The 16,724-nt window shown below is 36.8% G+C and carries 16 protein-coding genes and 2 other annotated features (1 of these 18 running past the window's edge); all 16 genes read right to left on the bottom strand.

All coding sequences use genetic code 11. The features are described 5' to 3' along the window. Positions 1-147 precede the first annotated feature (147 nt). Positions 148-3,756: a DNA-directed RNA polymerase subunit beta' gene (rpoC, locus tag ACFCYN_RS16035; RefSeq protein WP_172446632.1), complete on the bottom strand. Its 3,609-nt coding sequence runs from the start codon at positions 3,754-3,756 to the stop codon at positions 148-150. A gap of 46 nt (positions 3,757-3,802) precedes the next feature. Further along, complete coding sequence (gene rpoB, locus ACFCYN_RS16030; RefSeq protein ID WP_172446631.1) at positions 3,803-7,336, bottom strand: DNA-directed RNA polymerase subunit beta; 3,534 nt, start codon at positions 7,334-7,336, stop codon at positions 3,803-3,805. Between the two features lie 246 nt (positions 7,337-7,582). Beyond that, a complete protein-coding gene (locus ACFCYN_RS16025; protein ID WP_172446630.1) occupies positions 7,583-8,182 on the bottom strand; it encodes a class I SAM-dependent methyltransferase in 600 nt (199 codons plus the stop codon). 108 nt (positions 8,183-8,290) lie between these two features. Then, positions 8,291-8,650, bottom strand: coding sequence for a 50S ribosomal protein L7/L12 (gene rplL, locus ACFCYN_RS16020; RefSeq protein ID WP_098121849.1), 360 nt, complete (start codon positions 8,648-8,650; stop codon positions 8,291-8,293). 56 nt (positions 8,651-8,706) lie between these two features. Then, positions 8,707-9,207 carry a 50S ribosomal protein L10 gene (rplJ, locus tag ACFCYN_RS16015; protein WP_098121848.1) on the bottom strand — a complete coding sequence of 167 codons (501 nt, stop codon included), beginning with the start codon at positions 9,205-9,207 and terminating at the stop codon, positions 8,707-8,709. Positions 9,208-9,250: 43 nt separating this feature from the next. Then, positions 9,251-9,386, bottom strand: a sequence feature (ribosomal protein L10 leader region). 54 nt (positions 9,387-9,440) lie between these two features. Beyond that, on the bottom strand, positions 9,441-10,130 hold the full coding sequence (gene rplA / locus ACFCYN_RS16010) for a 50S ribosomal protein L1 (protein WP_098121847.1): 690 nt from the start codon (positions 10,128-10,130) through the stop codon (positions 9,441-9,443). Positions 10,131-10,245: 115 nt separating this feature from the next. Further along, complete coding sequence (gene rplK / locus ACFCYN_RS16005; protein ID WP_056467373.1) at positions 10,246-10,671, bottom strand: 50S ribosomal protein L11; 426 nt, start codon at positions 10,669-10,671, stop codon at positions 10,246-10,248. A gap of 169 nt (positions 10,672-10,840) precedes the next feature. Then, positions 10,841-11,374, bottom strand: a complete 534-nt coding sequence (gene nusG, locus ACFCYN_RS16000; protein WP_098121845.1) for a transcription termination/antitermination protein NusG — start codon at positions 11,372-11,374, stop codon at positions 10,841-10,843. A gap of 115 nt (positions 11,375-11,489) precedes the next feature. Then, the gene (secE, locus tag ACFCYN_RS15995; RefSeq protein ID WP_172446629.1) at positions 11,490-11,672 is read right to left on the bottom strand and encodes a preprotein translocase subunit SecE; all 183 of its coding nucleotides are present in this window, start codon (positions 11,670-11,672) and stop codon (positions 11,490-11,492) included. Between the two features lie 128 nt (positions 11,673-11,800). Further along, positions 11,801-11,947, bottom strand: coding sequence for a 50S ribosomal protein L33 (gene rpmG / locus ACFCYN_RS15990; protein ID WP_098121843.1), 147 nt, complete (start codon positions 11,945-11,947; stop codon positions 11,801-11,803). A gap of 88 nt (positions 11,948-12,035) precedes the next feature. After that, the gene (gene sigH / locus ACFCYN_RS15985) at positions 12,036-12,686 is read right to left on the bottom strand and encodes an RNA polymerase sporulation sigma factor SigH (protein WP_056467364.1); all 651 of its coding nucleotides are present in this window, start codon (positions 12,684-12,686) and stop codon (positions 12,036-12,038) included. Between the two features lie 65 nt (positions 12,687-12,751). Next, positions 12,752-13,231 carry an NYN domain-containing protein gene (locus ACFCYN_RS15980; RefSeq protein WP_172447757.1) on the bottom strand — a complete coding sequence of 160 codons (480 nt, stop codon included), beginning with the start codon at positions 13,229-13,231 and terminating at the stop codon, positions 12,752-12,754. A gap of 34 nt (positions 13,232-13,265) precedes the next feature. After that, complete coding sequence (rlmB, locus tag ACFCYN_RS15975; RefSeq protein WP_172446628.1) at positions 13,266-14,009, bottom strand: 23S rRNA (guanosine(2251)-2'-O)-methyltransferase RlmB; 744 nt, start codon at positions 14,007-14,009, stop codon at positions 13,266-13,268. A gap of 1 nt (position 14,010) precedes the next feature. Beyond that, the gene (locus ACFCYN_RS15970; protein WP_172446627.1) at positions 14,011-14,427 is read right to left on the bottom strand and encodes a Mini-ribonuclease 3; all 417 of its coding nucleotides are present in this window, start codon (positions 14,425-14,427) and stop codon (positions 14,011-14,013) included. Between the two features lie 4 nt (positions 14,428-14,431). Next, the gene (gene cysS / locus ACFCYN_RS15965; protein WP_375950318.1) at positions 14,432-15,832 is read right to left on the bottom strand and encodes a cysteine--tRNA ligase; all 1,401 of its coding nucleotides are present in this window, start codon (positions 15,830-15,832) and stop codon (positions 14,432-14,434) included. Positions 15,833-15,836: 4 nt separating this feature from the next. Beyond that, on the bottom strand, positions 15,837-16,475 hold the full coding sequence (gene cysE, locus ACFCYN_RS15960) for a serine O-acetyltransferase (protein WP_097978211.1): 639 nt from the start codon (positions 16,473-16,475) through the stop codon (positions 15,837-15,839). 81 nt (positions 16,476-16,556) lie between these two features. After that, positions 16,557-16,724: a binding site (T-box leader), on the bottom strand; it runs 52 nt beyond the window's last position.

Below are 16,724 nucleotides of genomic sequence, written 5' to 3'. Positions count from 1 at the left end.
TCACAAAAACAGTTTTAACTGTATATTCCTAAATTAGCCCCGGATCTAACCTGCTTAGATTAGCAGTGCTATTGTCTAGGAGCAACCTTGAATATCTTATCATTTTTCATCAAATGATGTCAACTCAAGTTTTAAAATATTTTAAGTTTATTTTTCAACTAACACTTCTTCGTTTATTTCAACTGATTCATTTAAATCTTTAACAAGATCTACTCTGCGGTATCTGTTCATACCAGTACCAGCTGGAACCAACTTACCTATAATAACATTCTCTTTTAATCCTAGCAACTCATCTCGTTTCCCTTTAATCGCAGCGTCTGTTAATACACGCGTTGTTTCTTGGAATGATGCAGCAGATAGGAATGAGTCTGTTTCTAATGATGCTTTTGTAATACCTAGTAATAATGGGCGTGCAGTAGCCGGTTGTTTACCTGCAAATAAAGCTTCTTTATTCGCTTCAGTAAACTGATGTAGTTCTAATAATGTACCAGGTAATAAATCAGTTTCACCCGCATCCATTACACGAACTTTTTTCAGCATTTGACGTACCATTACCTCTACGTGTTTGTCTCCAATTTCTACCCCTTGCATACGGTATACTTTTTGTACTTCACGTAGTAAGTATTCTTGAACAGCATTTGTACCTTTTACTTTTAGAAGTTCTTTCGGATCAATTGAACCTTCAGTCATTACTTGACCACGCTCAATTTTTTCACCTTCTTGAACTTTTAGTCTAGCACCATAAGGAACTGGGTAATTTCTAGATTCTACTGTGCCTTGAACAATAATTTCTTGTTTGTCTTTAGCATCAGTAGAAATTGAAATAATACCATCAATTTCAGAAATAACTGCTTGACCTTTAGGATTACGCGCTTCAAATAGCTCTTGAATACGAGGTAAACCTTGAGTGATATCGTCTCCTGCTACCCCACCAGTATGGAATGTACGCATCGTTAACTGTGTACCTGGCTCACCGATTGATTGTGCAGCGATAATACCAACTGCCTCACCAACTTCAACCTCAGCACCTGTAGCTAAGTTGCGACCATAACATTTTTTACATACTCCATGGCTAGTATTACATGTAAATGCAGAACGGATATTAACTTCTTCAATACCTGCATCGATAATTTCACGAGCTAAGTCTTCAGTAATTAAATCGTTTTCTTGAGCAAGTAATTCACCTGTTTCTGGGTGGCGTATAGTTGCACGTAAATGACGACCAACTAGACGATCATACAATCCTTCAATAATTTCATTACCTTCTTTAATCGCCTTTACATGTAAACCGCGGTCAGTACCACAATCATCTTGACGAACAATTACATCTTGTGCAACGTCTACAAGACGACGAGTTAAGTAACCTGAATCGGCTGTTTTAAGTGCTGTATCGGCAAGACCTTTACGCGCACCATGTGTTGAGATGAAGTATTCAAGTACCGTTAGACCTTCACGGAATGAAGATTTGATTGGTAACTCGATAATACGTCCAGCCGGGTTGGCCATCAGACCACGCATACCTGCAAGCTGAGTGAAGTTCGATGCATTACCACGGGCACCAGAGTCACTCATCATAAAGATTGGGTTACGTTTATTTAGGGAAGCCATCAGTTTCCCTTGAATTACATCCTTCGCATCACTCCAAATTGCGATTACACGATCGTAACGCTCATCTTCTGTGATTAAACCACGACGGAATTGTTTTAGAACTTTATCTACTTTTTCTTGCGCTTCAGCAATAATTAATTGCTTCTCAGGTAATACGATGATATCGGATACACCAACTGTAATACCAGCTTTTGTAGAGTGTCTAAATCCAAGATCCTTCATGCGGTCAAGCATTTTAGATGTTTCAGTAATTTTGAAACGTTTAAATACTTCAGCGATGATATTTCCAAGTATTTTCTTTTTGAAAGGAGCAATTTCTTCTCTACTTTCAATAATCTCTTTAATATTCGCGCCTTTAGCAACGAAATACATTTGAGGTGTTTCCTTCTCAAGGTTACTTTGAGTAGGTTCATTTATATACGGGAACGACGTAGGTAAGATTTCATTGAAGATTAGCTTACCAACCGTTGTGATTAATAATGAATTATTTTGCTCTTCTGTAAATGTTTCGTTATTTAAAGAATTAGCCGCAACAGCAACTCGAGAATGTAAATGTACATAACCATTTTGGTATGCAATTAACGCTTCATTAATATCTTTAAATACCATACCTTCACCGACAGCGCCTGCACGCTCAAGAGTTAAGTAATAGTTACCTAATACCATATCTTGAGATGGTGTAACTACTGGTTTACCATCTTTCGGATTCAGGATGTTTTGTGCTGCAAGCATTAGAATACGAGCCTCTGCTTGAGCTTCACTTGATAACGGTACGTGAACAGCCATTTGGTCACCATCGAAATCGGCGTTGTATGCAGTACATACAAGTGGATGTAGACGGATTGCGCGGCCTTCTACTAATGTAGGTTCGAACGCTTGGATACCAAGTCTGTGTAGAGTAGGGGCACGGTTCAGTAACACTGGGTGCTCACGAATAACTGATTCTAATACATCCCAAATTTCTGGGTGTAAACGCTCAATTTTACGTTTCGCTGACTTAATGTTATGTGCTAATCCTCGCTCTACTAATTCTTTCATCACGAATGGCTTGAATAATTCAATCGCCATTTCTTTTGGTAATCCACATTGGTACATCTGTAAGTTTGGTCCTACAACGATAACCGAACGACCAGAGTAGTCAACACGTTTACCAAGTAAGTTTTGACGGAAACGTCCTTGCTTACCTTTAAGCATGTGAGAAAGAGATTTTAATGGACGGTTACCTGGTCCAGTAACTGGACGGCCACGACGACCATTGTCAATTAACGCATCAACAGCTTCTTGAAGCATACGTTTTTCGTTTTGTACGATGATGCTAGGTGCACCAAGGTCTAATAAACGTTTTAAACGATTGTTACGGTTAATTACTCGACGATATAAATCGTTTAGATCTGATGTTGCAAAACGACCACCATCTAATTGAACCATTGGTCGTAATTCAGGTGGAATTACTGGTAGCACATCTAAGATCATCCAAGATGGCTCATTACCAGAGTTACGGAATGCTTCTAACACTTCTAAACGTTTAATTGCTCTTGTACGACGTTGACCTTGAGCAGTTTTTAACTCTTCTTTTAAAGAATCAACATCTTTTTCAAGGTTAATATCGCTTAATAATTTTTTAATTGCTTCTGCACCCATAGATGCTTGGAAAGTTTGACCATAGCGCTCACGATAAGCACGGAATTCTTTCTCAGAAAGCAATTGTTTCTTTTCTAAAGGAGTATCTCCTGCTTCAGTTACTACGTAAGAAGCAAAGTAGATTACTTCTTCCAGAGCACGAGGGGACATGTCTAAAACAAGTCCCATTCGGCTTGGAATACCTTTGAAATACCAAATATGTGAAACTGGTGCAGCTAATTCAATGTGACCCATACGCTCACGACGTACTTTTGCACGAGTAACCTCAACTCCACAACGATCACAAACTACACCTTTATAACGTACACGTTTGTACTTACCGCAATGACATTCCCAGTCTTTTGTTGGACCGAAAATACGTTCACAAAAAAGTCCATCTTTTTCTGGTTTTAACGTACGGTAGTTAATTGTTTCAGGTTTTTTAATTTCCCCGTATGACCACGAGCGAATTTTGTCAGGCGATGCAAGTCCGATCTTCATATACTCGAATTTATTTACATCTATCAAGGGGCCTACCTCCCTTTCTGTCCTAAGGTTTTACCCAATATATTACTTATTCTTTTACGTATTCCATATCCATCGCTAAATGTTCTGAAGCTTGATCATCATCATCTTCAGTATCGCGCATTTCGATTTCTTGATCTGTAGCAGACATCATCTTAACATCCATACCAAGTGACTGTAATTCTTTAATTAATACTTTGAATGATTCAGGTACACCAGGTTCTGGTACGTTTTCACCCTTAACGATTGCTTCGTATGTTTTCACACGTCCAACAACGTCATCAGATTTAACTGTTAAGATTTCTTGTAATGTGTATGCAGCACCGTATGCTTCAAGCGCCCAAACCTCCATCTCACCAAAACGTTGTCCACCAAATTGTGCTTTACCACCAAGTGGTTGTTGCGTTACTAATGAGTAAGGTCCTGTTGAACGAGCATGTAACTTATCGTCAACCATGTGCGCAAGTTTAATCATATACATGACACCTACAGAAACACGGTTATCGAAAGGCTCACCACTACGTCCATCATAAAGTACAGTTTTTGCATCACGTGCCATACCAGCTTCTTCAATTGTTCCCCAAACATCTTCCTCACGCGCTCCGTCAAATACAGGAGAAGCAACATGAATGCCAAGATATCTTGCAGCCATACCTAAGTGTAGCTCTAATACTTGACCGATGTTCATACGAGAAGGTACCCCTAATGGGTTTAACATGATATCAACTGGCGTTCCATCAGGTAAGAATGGCATATCTTCTTCTGGTAAAATACGAGAGATAACCCCTTTATTACCATGACGTCCAGCCATTTTATCCCCTTCAGAGATTTTACGTTTCTGAACGATATATACACGAACAAGTTGGTTTACTCCTGGTGGTAATTCATCACCGTTTTCACGAGTGAATACTTTCACATCAAGAATTATTCCGCCTCCACCGTGTGGAACACGTAAAGACGTATCACGAACTTCACGAGCTTTTTCACCGAAGATTGCGTGTAGAAGACGTTCTTCAGCAGTTAACTCAGTAACCCCTTTAGGTGTTACTTTACCAACTAATAAATCACCATCTTTTACTTCTGCACCAATTCGGATAATTCCGCGCTCATCAAGATTTTTAAGTGCATCTTCACCAACGTTAGGAATATCACGAGTGATTTCTTCAGGTCCTAATTTTGTATCACGAGCTTCCGATTCATATTCTTCAATATGAACTGAAGTGTAAACATCTTCTTTTACAAGACGGCGACTCATAATGATCGCATCCTCGTAGTTGTAACCGTCCCATGTCATGAATGCTACTAATACGTTACGTCCTAGTGCTAATTCACCTTTTTCCATTGAAGGTCCATCTGCAAGAATTTCGCCTCTTACTACTTCATCACCCACACTTACGATTGGGCGTTGGTTATAACAAGTACCTTGGTTAGAACGTACGAATTTTAACATACGGTATTTATCAAGGTCACCTTTAACTTTTTGTCCATCTACTTCTGAGTAACGACGTACCCAAACTTCTTTCGCTTCAACACGTTCAACAATACCAGGATGTTTACAGATTACTGCAGCACCAGAGTCTTTTGCTGATACGTATTCCATACCTGTACCTACGATTGGAGATTCAGGATTTAACAATGGAACTGCTTGACGTTGCATGTTCGCTCCCATTAGGGCACGGTTAGAGTCATCATTCTCTAAGAAAGGAATACATGCTGTCGCAGCTGATACTACTTGTTTTGGAGATACATCCATGTAGTCGATACGTTCACGTTTAACAACTGTGTTATCTCCACGGAAACGAGCTACTACATCTTCATCTAAGAAGCTTCCGTCATCACCTAAACGAGCATTCGCTTGGGCTACAACGTATAGATCCTCTTCATCAGCAGTTAAGTAATCAATTTTATCAGTTAGACGACCTGTCTCAGGGTCTACACGACGATATGGAGTTTCAATAAATCCAAATTGATTTACCTTTGCATAAGAAGAAAGCGAGTTAATTAACCCGATATTCGGTCCCTCAGGCGTTTCAATCGGACACATACGACCATAGTGAGAGTAATGAACGTCACGTACTTCAAAGCCTGCACGCTCACGCGTTAAACCACCTGGTCCTAAAGCTGATAGTCTTCGTTTATGAGTTAATTCTGCAAGAGGATTTGTTTGGTCCATGAATTGTGATAACTGTGAGCTACCAAAGAATTCTTTAATTGAAGCAATTACAGGGCGAATATTAATTAACGCCTGTGGAGTAACTGCATTTGTATCTTGAATTGACATACGTTCACGAACTACACGCTCCATACGAGATAAACCGATACGGAATTGGTTTTGAAGTAATTCTCCAACTGAACGTAAACGACGATTTCCTAAATGGTCAATATCGTCAGTGTCACCTACGTTATGTAGCAGGTTAAAGAAGTAAGAAATAGAAGCGATAATGTCAGCAGGTGAAATATTTTTCACACTTTTACTTACATTAGCATTTCCGATTACTTGAATAACTTGTTCGCCATCACCTTCAACTGGAGCGTAAATTTTAATAGATTGTAGAGTAATCTCTTCTTCTAATACGCCAGCAGCAGGGTGAGCAATTTTTTCACCGATATTCTTCTCTAAGAACGGAATAATGCGGTCTAAAGTACGACGATCAAGAGTTGTCCCTTTTTCCACAATAATTTCACCAGTCTCTGGATCCACTAATGTTTCTGCAATACGTTGGTTAAACAGTCTATTTTTAATGTGTAATTTTTTATTTATTTTGTAGCGTCCAACGCTAGCTAAATCATAACGCTTCGGATCAAAGAAGCGAGTAATTAATAGGTTTTTAGCATTTTCTACTGTAGGTGGTTCACCTGGACGTAATCTTTCATAGATTTCAAGAAGCGCCTTTTCAGTGCTATCTGTGTTATCTTTTTCAAGCGTATTACGTAGGTATTCATTCTCGCCTAGTAAGTCTAGAATCTCTTGGTCTGTACCAAACCCAAGCGAACGTAGTAGTACCGTTACAGGTAATTTTCTCGTACGGTCAATACGTACATAAACTACATCCTTCGCGTCCGTTTCGTACTCTAACCAAGCACCACGGTTAGGAATAACTGTAGCAGTAAAACCTTTTTTACCATTTTTGTCGATCTTCCCACTATAGTACACACTTGGTGAACGAACTAATTGTGAAACGATTACACGTTCAGCACCATTAATAATGAATGTACCTGTGTCTGTCATCAATGGGAAATCACCCATGAAAACGTCTTGCTCCTTAACTTCGCCAGTTTCCTTATTTAATAGGCGAACTTTCACACGAAGTGGAGCAGCGTAGTTTACGTCACGCTCTTTTGATTCTTCTACAACATACTTCGGCTCACCTAAACTGTAATCAATGAATTCTAATGATAGATTACCTGTGAAATCCTCAATCGGTGAAATGTCTTGGAACATTTCTCTCAAACCTTCATCTAAAAACCATTGGTAAGATGCTGTTTGAATTTCAATTAAGTTAGGTAACTCTAAAACTTCACTGATACGAGCATAGCTTCTGCGTTGGCGGTGTCGTCCATATTGAACTAGTTGACCTGTCAACATATTCACCCCTTAAATCAAGAGTATTTATAACAAAAAAATAGTAACAAATAAGCAAAAAAACTCCCTTACTTGTTAAACAAAAAATAAAATGGTTTCAAAATGAAAACCATTTATTAAACTTAACGACAGTCATTTTACTATCATTTCCAAAGAATATAGAAATATACATATTTCCAAAAAAAACATTTTTGAAAATAAATATATATTGGCATTTAATAATACTATCACAAGCAAAATTTAGAGTCAATCTTTTTTACTTTTTATGATATAATATCCTTTATCTTTTTTTACAATCTCTACTTCATCAAAGATCTCCTTTAGCAACTCAAGTGCTGATGGTGCTCCTTGTTTCTTTTGAATCACCACCCATAACTCTCCACCAGGAAGTAATTTTTCATGAGCACCGGCCAAAATTTCATGAACCACAGCTTTACCAGCTCGAATTGGAGGATTTGTTAAAATAGCTGCATATTCACCCATAACATTTTCATAGATACTACTTTCATAGATTTTTACATTTTCTATTTTATTTACATTCGCATTGTCTTTTGCAAGCTCAATCGCTCTTAAATTCACATCGATCATTTCTACCATACGACTAGCATCATCTTTCGCAATCGATAACCCGATCGGACCATAACCACAACCAACATCTAAAATATCCCCTTCAATTTCGGGGAATTTGAAAGAGTCTATTAAAACTCGCGACCCAAAATCTACTTCATTCCTAGAAAAGACACCTGAATCAGATTGAAACCTCAAATCATTACCTCTTAAAGTAAATGAAAATACCTTTTTATCAGTTTTACTATTCGGTTGATTTGTAAAATAATGATCTGCCATAATAAATCCTTCTTCCATATAAACTTAACAATAGTCTTCCCAAAAGTAATTCCATATGTACAAAAAAAGCTCGCATAAATGCGAGCTTTTTTAAAAAGTTTTTAGAAATTACTTAACTTCTACGTTAGCGCCAACTTCTTCAAGTTTAGCTTTCATTTCTTCAGCTTCTTCTTTGCTGATTCCTTCTTTAATTGCTTTAGGAGTGTTGTCAACTAATTCTTTAGCTTCTTTTAATCCTAAACCAGTAATTTCACGAACTACTTTGATTACTTTAATTTTTTGGTCGCCAGGGCTAGCTAATACTAAATCAAATTCAGTTTGCTCAGCAGCAGCTTCAACAGCTCCACCAGCCATAACCATAGGAGCTGCAGCAGTTACGCCAAACTCTTCTTCGATTGCTTTTACTAAGTCATTTAATTCTAATACAGTCATATTTTTAACTGCTTCAATGATTTGTTCTTTAGTCATTGTTAATTTCCTCCTTGTTTATACCTATAAATTATATATTTTAAGCGATCTTGGCATTAAGCGCCTTGTTCTTCTTTTTGTTCTGCAACTGCTTTAGTTGCAAGAGCGAAGTTGCGGATTGGTGCTTGTAGCACGCTAAGCAACATTGAAAGTAAACCTTCGCGAGATGGAAGTTCAGCAAGAGCTTTAACTTCTTCAACAGTAGCAACATTTCCTTCGATCACACCAGCTTTAATTTCTAAAGCCTCATGTTTCTTAGCGAAATCGTTGATTACTTTAGCAGGAGCGATTACATCCTCCATACTAAACGCGATTGCGTTTGGACCAGTTAATGATTCGTTTAAATCAGCTAATCCAGCTTCTTCAGCAGCACGACGAGTTAAAGTGTTTTTGTAAACTTTGAACTCAACGCCAGCTTCACGTAATTGCTTACGTAATTCAGTTACTTCAGCAACATTTAAACCACGGTAGTCAACAACAACTGTTGATTTACTATCACGTAATTTTGCAGCTACTTCAGATACAACTTGTTTTTTAGCTTCTAATACTGCGCTCATTTATTACACCTCCTGTGGATTTTAGTGTGTATACCGCAAAAGTGTAACCATAGCAAAACCTCCACGAATTTTTCAAAAAAAGACATGGAGGTTGTATATGCACGAATTTATCAGTTATACACCTCGGTAGGATATTAAGCGAAAGCACCTACTGTCTACGGTAGTCTATTTAATTAGCAAGACAATCTCCATTATAGAGAGTTCTTGTCGAATTGTCAACTTTGTTTTATATCTTAGAAACTAGATGGATCTACTTTGATACCAGGGCCCATAGTTGAAGTGATTGCTACGTTCTTCATGTATGTTCCTTTAGCAGCAGCAGGTTTAACTTTTAACATAGTTTCAAAGATTGTTGTAAAGTTTTCTACTAACTTTTCGTTTTCGAAAGATACTTTACCGATTGGTACGTGAATGTTACCAGCTTTATCAACACGGTATTCAACTTTACCAGCTTTGATTTCGTTAACAGCTTTTGTTACGTCGAATGTAACTGTACCTGTTTTAGGGTTTGGCATTAAACCTTTAGGTCCTAATACACGTCCTAATTTACCAACTTCAGCCATCATGTCTGGAGTTGCTACTACTACATCAAAATCGAACCAACCTTGTTGGATTTTGTTAATCATGTCAGCATCGCCTACGAAATCAGCACCAGCAGCTTCAGCTTCTTTAGCTTTTTCACCTTTAGCGAATACTAATACACGTTGTACTTTACCAGTACCGTGTGGAAGAACTACTGCACCACGAATTTGTTGGTCAGCTTTCTTTGGATCTACTCCTAAACGGAATGCTACTTCAACTGTCGCATCAAAGTTAACAGTTGTAGTCTTTTTAACAAGTTCTACAGCTTCGTTTACTGCGTAAACAGCTGTACGATCTACTAATTTAATAGCTTCTTGGTATTTTTTACCTTTGTTAGCCATGTTCTATTCCTCCTAATGTGGTTTTAACGGATTTTCCTCCCACGAATAAAGGTTGCGATAAAACACATCATACGATGTTCGCAACCTCCTCAATCACACCTTACTGAAGATGGGATTAGTCTTCAATAACGATACCCATACTACGTGCAGTACCTTCTACCATACGCATAGCAGCTTCAACAGAAGCAGCATTTAAGTCAGGCATTTTTTGTTCAGCAATCTCACGTACTTTGTCGCGTTTTACTGTTGCTACTTTTTTACGATTTGGTTCACCAGAACCAGACTCGATACCAGCCGCTACTTTAAGAAGTACAGCAGCAGGAGGAGTTTTCGTAATAAATGTAAACGAACGATCTTCGAATACAGTGATTTCAACAGGAATAATTAGACCAGCTTGGTCAGCTGTACGAGCGTTGAACTCTTTACAGAATCCCATGATGTTAACACCTGCTTGTCCTAATGCAGGACCAACTGGTGGTGCTGGGTTTGCTTTTCCTGCAGGAATTTGCAATTTTACCATTTTAATTACTTTTTTAGCCACGAGACACACCTCCTTAAGTCCGTGATGTGGTAATGGGTTATTACACCCTCCCACTCATATCGTTTTGCATTTACATGCATATTCTTATTCAGAAGTTAATATCATCTTTTCGATGCATATTGACCTTTAAAAGTCTAACACTTTCAAAATAAAATTGCAAGGTCTTGTATTATAATTTTTCTACAAGATGTAAATCCAGTTCAACTGGAGTTTCTTTATTAAAGAATTCTACTAATACAGTTACTTTTTTCTTTTCAAAATCAATTTCTTTAATTGAACCAGTATAGTTTGCAAATGGGCCTTCTTTTAAGCGAACGACTTCATTTATATCTAAATCAAAATCAATAACTTGTTCATCTAGACCCATATGTTTTAGAATATGTGTAATTTCTTCTTCTAAAAGCGGTGTTGGTTTTGAACCAGATCCCGCTGAACCTACGAAACCAGTTACTCCTGGTGTATTACGAACTACATACCAAGAATCGTCAGTCATCACTAACTCAACTAACACATAACCTGGAAATACTTTGCGCTTTGTTACTTTCTCTTTACCGTTCTTCATTTCTACTTCTGATTCTTCTGGTACGATTACACGGAAAATTTTATCCTGCATTCCCATTGTTTCTACACGTTTTTCTAAATTAGCTTTAACTTTATTCTCATATCCTGAGTAAGTATGAACTACATACCATCTTTTTTCCATGTTAGAGGACTACTTGTCCTTCCCTCCCCGGTCAACTTTCTTTGCAAATTAAAAAACCCGTCACCGGGCTTTTTTTTTAAACATTATCACTCATTATAGCACAATTACTTTTAACTTATTCAAGAATAAGTCGAATTAGTTTAGAAAGTCCAGAATCAATTACAGCAAAGAATACTACAAAAAACAAAACTGTAGCTAATACTGTAACCGTAGAATTAACTAATTCCTTACGCTTAGGCCATGAAACTTTTTTCATTTCACTTTTTACTTCGCGAAAAAACTTACCGATACGACCCACTGATGCAACCCCCATATATACTAGTTTAGAGATTTACGAACCGTCCAACTTGCCCCTAAAAACGAAGCATGCTCATTAGTTTATCTACCGATTAAGGACATTCGTATTTTACATATATCTTATTTCAATTATTTCGTTTCTTTATGTGTGGTATGTTCATTGCACGTTTTACAAAACTTTTTCATCTCCAAACGTTCTATAGAAGTGGAATTCTTCATCGTGGAGTAGTTTCTATTATTGCAATTAGTGCACGACAGGACAACCTTTTTTCTCATGGATACACCAACCTAATTCCTATATAATTATCCATTTAGAATGTACCATGCGAACTATAAACTGTCAAACTGATTTCTTTCATCAAAATCACACTGACAATTCTCTTATTTCCATATACCTTTCAAGCTTTCTTTTCACGCGTTGTAAAGCATTATCAATTGATTTTACATGTCTATTTAACTCTTCTGATATCTCTTGGTAAGATCGACCATCTAAATAGAGTGATAATACTTTTCTTTCTAAATCGCTCAATAATTCAGACATTTTAAGCTCTATGTCCACATTTTCTTCTTGATTTATAACAAGTTCTTCTGGATCCATGTTTTTTGTCTCGGTTAACACATCAAGTAATGTGCGGTCAGATTCCTCATCATAAATAGGCTTGTCCAATGATACATAAGAATTTAATGGAATATGCTTTTGTCTTGTTGCTGTTTTAATTGCTGTAATAATCTGTCTTGTGATGCATAATTCTGCAAACGCCTTAAATGAAGAAAGTTTATCTTCTTTGTAGTCACGAATTGCTTTGTATAATCCAATCATACCTTCTTGAATAATATCTTCGCGGTCAGCACCTATTAGGAAATAAGACCTAGATTTTGCTTTTACGAAGTTTCGGTACTTTTGAATTAAAAATGTTAGTGCTTCTTGATCACCCTCTCGAACATATTCGAGAATTACCTCATCTTCTAAGGGTCCATACTCAATCATTAGCTTCAATTCCTGTTCAACGTTCAAAATTAGCACCTCCGACCTAACAATTTAATTAAATTATACAGCACAAAGAAGAAGGAAACAATAAGTCATCGTTCCCCTCTTCGCCATTTTTCTAAAATTTCTGTTTGTTTCGAATTTAATGTTTTACTAATTGTCAGTCTTTGATCAGGTATTTCATTAATCTGAGTACTAATCATCTTTTTATTTTGAGTAACTGATCTATATAATTCCATTGCAGGTATACGAAGTGCACCTTGTCCAAATATTTGCCATTGCTCTGTAAAGTCCGAAGTCGCGACATAAATTTGATGGTTAACATGACGGAGCTCAATTGCAAGTTTTTCAATTTTTTCATCAGCCGTTTGGCTTTTCCGAGTAAAAATCACTTCAACTTTTGAATGCTTGTCATTTTTTTCAATCCCATTTACAAAATGAGCATCAAATACAACAATTATATACATACCTGTGTATGCCTTATACTCAGCAAGTTGCGTTATTAGAAAATCACGTGATTTATCAAAATCAATTTCGCGAAGTTTTCTAAGATTCGGCCAAGCTCCTATCATGTTATATCCATCTACAATCAGAATTTCTTTCTTTTTATGATCCAAGCGGGTGTCTCTTACGATGTATTTCGTACATTAATAGACTTGCCGCAACAGACGCATTTAATGATGTAACTTTACCAACCATAGGTAGCTTTATTAAGAAATCACATTTTTCCTTTAAGATTCTGCTCATACCTTTACCTTCACTACCAATAATTAAACCAAGAGAGATTTGTCCATCCATGTTTCGATAGTCATCTGCACCTTTTGCATCTGTACCAAATATCCAAACTCCTCTTTCTTTTAATTCATCTACCGTTCTTGCTAAATTTGTTACTCGAGCTACTGGAATATATTCAATTGCGCCTGTTGAAGATTTCGCAACCGCTGAAGTTAAACCTACCGCTCTTCTTTTAGGAATGATAATACCGTGTGCGCCAACTGCATCAGCTGTTCTCATAATTGAACCTAAATTATGTGGATCTTCAATTTCGTCTAAGATTAAAAAGAATGGTTGCTCATTACGGCTATTCGCTACTTCGAATAAGTCATCAACTTCCACATATTCATATGCAGCTACTTGCGCTACTACACCTTGGTGGTTTCCTTTAACCATTCCATCCAATTTTTTGTTCGGTGCAGTTTGTACGATTACTTTGTTTTGATTGGCCAATTCTAAGAGCTTATGGATTTGACCTTTATTTGCTCCTTCACTAACCCATATTTTATTTATATCACGACCTGCACGTATTGCTTCCATAACTGGATTACGCCCTATAATAAATTCCTCAGACATGTTATACTCCTTTATCATTCTCAATAAACTGAATTGCAACTTGTACAATTGTATTGAGTCTATCTTCATTTTTTAATAAATAATGGTACCCAATTAATGCCTCCATCGCTGTTGCGTATCGATACGTTTGCACATCAGTATTTTTTGGTACGGTACCTGATTTTGCATTACGCCCTCTTTTAACAACTGCAACTTCCTCTTCGGACAAGAAATCAGTTGAAAGTATTTCTCTTATCACTTTAGCTTGTCCTTTTGCTGAAACGAATTTTGTTGCCGCTCGATGAAGTTGATTAGGTCTAACAGTTCCTTTTTCAAGGAGGTGATGACGTACATAAATTTCATATACAGCATCACCAATATATGCTAGTGCTAAACTGTTTAGTTGTTTAACATCTATATTTTGACTACTTTCAATCATGAAGTCATCCTCTTTTCCAGCGAATACCTTGTGGAGTATCTTCAATGATAATATTCATTTCTTTTAATTGATCACGAATTTGATCCGCTAAAGCAAAGTCACGATTTTTTCGTGCATCTGTACGTTTTTGAATTAATGCTTCGATTTCATCATCTAACATCGCTTCTTCTTTAACTAATGTAATACCTAGAACACTTGATAATTCATCAAAAGTTGCTACTAACTGATTTAATACATTCGTAGAAGTATGAGTTTCTAATAAATATTGATTAGTTATTTTTACTAATTGATATAAAACTGAAATCGCATTAGCCGTATTAAAGTCATCATCCATTACTTTTACAAATACTGCTTTTTCGTCTTCAATTTCTTTTAACCACTTAGCGTCATCTTCAGTTAAATTAGTACTACTTTCTAGACGGTGTTTACTATTTTGGTAAGCAGTTTTAATACGCTCAAAACCATTTTTTGCTTCTTGTAAAATTTCTTCACTATAGTTAATCGGGTGACGATAATGAACTGATAACATGAAGAAACGTAATAACATTGGATCAATAATCTTAATGATGTCATGTACTAGTACAAAGTTACCTAAAGACTTAGACATTTTTTCGTTATCAATATTGATATAACCATTATGCATCCAATAGTTTGAAAAAGTTTTCCCACTTAATGCTTCAGACTGAGCAATCTCATTCTCATGATGTGGAAATGATAAGTCTTGGCCTCCTGCATGGATATCGATTGTTTCGCCAAGATATTTTTTAGCCATTGCTGAACACTCAATATGCCAGCCCGGTCTTCCTTTCCCCCATGGGCTTTCCCAAGATATTTCACCTGGTTTCGCTGCTTTCCATAGAGCGAAATCTAATGGATCTTCTTTCTTTTCGCCAATTTCAATTCTTTCACCAATTCGAAGGTCCTCAATTGATTGGTGTGAAAGTTTACCGTAACCATTAAATTCCTTTGTTTTGAAATAAACATCACCTTCGGATTCATATGCATAACCTTTTATTACAAGTTCATCAATAAACTCGATAATAATATCCATATTATCCATTACACGAGGATGATTCGTTGCTGTTTTGCATCCTAACTCTTGAACGTCTTCAAAATAAGCATTAATAAAACGGTCTGCAATTGTTGGTACATCTGAGCCTAATTCGTTTGCTGCTTTAATTAACTTATCATCAACATCAGTAAAGTTTGAAACGTAGTTCACTTCATATCCACGGTATTCGAAATAACGTCTCACTGTATCAAATACGATAGCAGGTCTTGCGTTACCAATGTGTATATAGTTATAAACAGTTGGTCCACATACATAAATTTTGACCTTGCCTTCTTCTAAAGGTTTAAAGTCTTCTTTGTTCCTAGTTAATGTATTATAAATTTGAATTGCCATAGTTTTACTTCCTTTCAGATATTCTCATTAAACTTCTTAACTCTTCTAGTTCCGCTTCCAATTGAAGTAGTCGATCTGCTACTGGGTCAGGTAAATCACAATGATCAAATTGATTATTTACTCTAATTCCATCTTGAACAACTATCTTACCCGGTATACCAACAACCGTAGTATTATTTGGAACATCCTTTAATACAACTGAATTTGCACCGATCTTTGCATTTTCTCCGATTGTTATAGAGCCTAGTACTTTTGCTCCAGTTGCTACTAGTACTCCACTTAATAAGGTTGGATGTCTTTTGCCTTTTTCCTTACCAGTTCCTCCTAATGTTACTCCCTGATAAATTGTAACATCATCACCTATTTCACATGTTTCTCCAATTACTACTCCTGCTCCATGATCGATGAAAAATCGTCTACCTATTTTAGCCCCTGGGTGAATCTCAATTCCTGTTAAAAATCGAGCAAACTGTGAAATACTTCTTGCAATAAAGTGCCATTTTTTCCGATAGAAATAATGCGCAAACCGATAAAGCCATAATGCATGTAAACCAGCATAAGTAAGAATTACTTCTAAATAGCTAGTAGCGGCTGGATCGCGTTCAAATATCGTCGCTACATCTTCCTTCATGTACTTTAGCATCTTCATTTCCCCTTAAAGAATTTATTAAAAACTTGATCTTTTATCTCTAAATAATAAAAAGCGTCCCTGTGTAATTAAATACACAGAGACGCTTTAATAGCGCGGTTCCACTCTGTTTAGATAAAATAATTTATCTCAACTCATGTAATGTAACGGTTTCCACCGCCTAAGCCTACTAAATAATTTTTTCGGCTAAGGACTCAAGGGGGCACTTCCATGAATATCGTTAAAATCACTTTCACCATTGTG

It is taken from the genome of Gottfriedia sp. NPDC056225 (assembly GCF_042267765.1).
GTDB lineage: Bacteria > Bacillota > Bacilli > Bacillales > Bacillaceae_G > Gottfriedia.
The sequence above is the reverse complement of the archived record's forward strand: the minus strand, read 5'-3'. Positions and strand labels throughout refer to the sequence as shown.

Bases quoted from the DNA above. Each gene is read 5' to 3' on its own strand.
- ACFCYN_RS16025 (WP_172446630.1), bottom strand. From the start codon at position 8,182: ATGGCAGATCATTATTTTACAAATCAACCGAATAGTAAAACTGATAAA.
- rplL (WP_098121849.1), bottom strand. From the start codon at position 8,650: ATGACTAAAGAACAAATCATTGAAGCAGTTAAAAATATGACTGTATTA.
- rplJ (WP_098121848.1), bottom strand. From the start codon at position 9,207: ATGAGCGCAGTATTAGAAGCTAAAAAACAAGTTGTATCTGAAGTAGCT.
- rplA (WP_098121847.1), bottom strand. From the start codon at position 10,130: ATGGCTAACAAAGGTAAAAAATACCAAGAAGCTATTAAATTAGTAGAT.
- nusG (WP_098121845.1), bottom strand. From the start codon at position 11,374: ATGGAAAAAAGATGGTATGTAGTTCATACTTACTCAGGATATGAGAAT.
- rpmG (WP_098121843.1), bottom strand. From the start codon at position 11,947: ATGAGAAAAAAGGTTGTCCTGTCGTGCACTAATTGCAATAATAGAAAC.
- ACFCYN_RS15980 (WP_172447757.1), bottom strand. From the start codon at position 13,231: ATGATAGGAGCTTGGCCGAATCTTAGAAAACTTCGCGAAATTGATTTT.
- rlmB (WP_172446628.1), bottom strand. From the start codon at position 14,009: ATGTCTGAGGAATTTATTATAGGGCGTAATCCAGTTATGGAAGCAATA.
- ACFCYN_RS15970 (WP_172446627.1), bottom strand. From the start codon at position 14,427: ATGATTGAAAGTAGTCAAAATATAGATGTTAAACAACTAAACAGTTTA.
- cysS (WP_375950318.1), bottom strand. From the start codon at position 15,832: ATGGCAATTCAAATTTATAATACATTAACTAGGAACAAAGAAGACTTT.
- cysE (WP_097978211.1), bottom strand. From the start codon at position 16,475: ATGCTAAAGTACATGAAGGAAGATGTAGCGACGATATTTGAACGCGAT.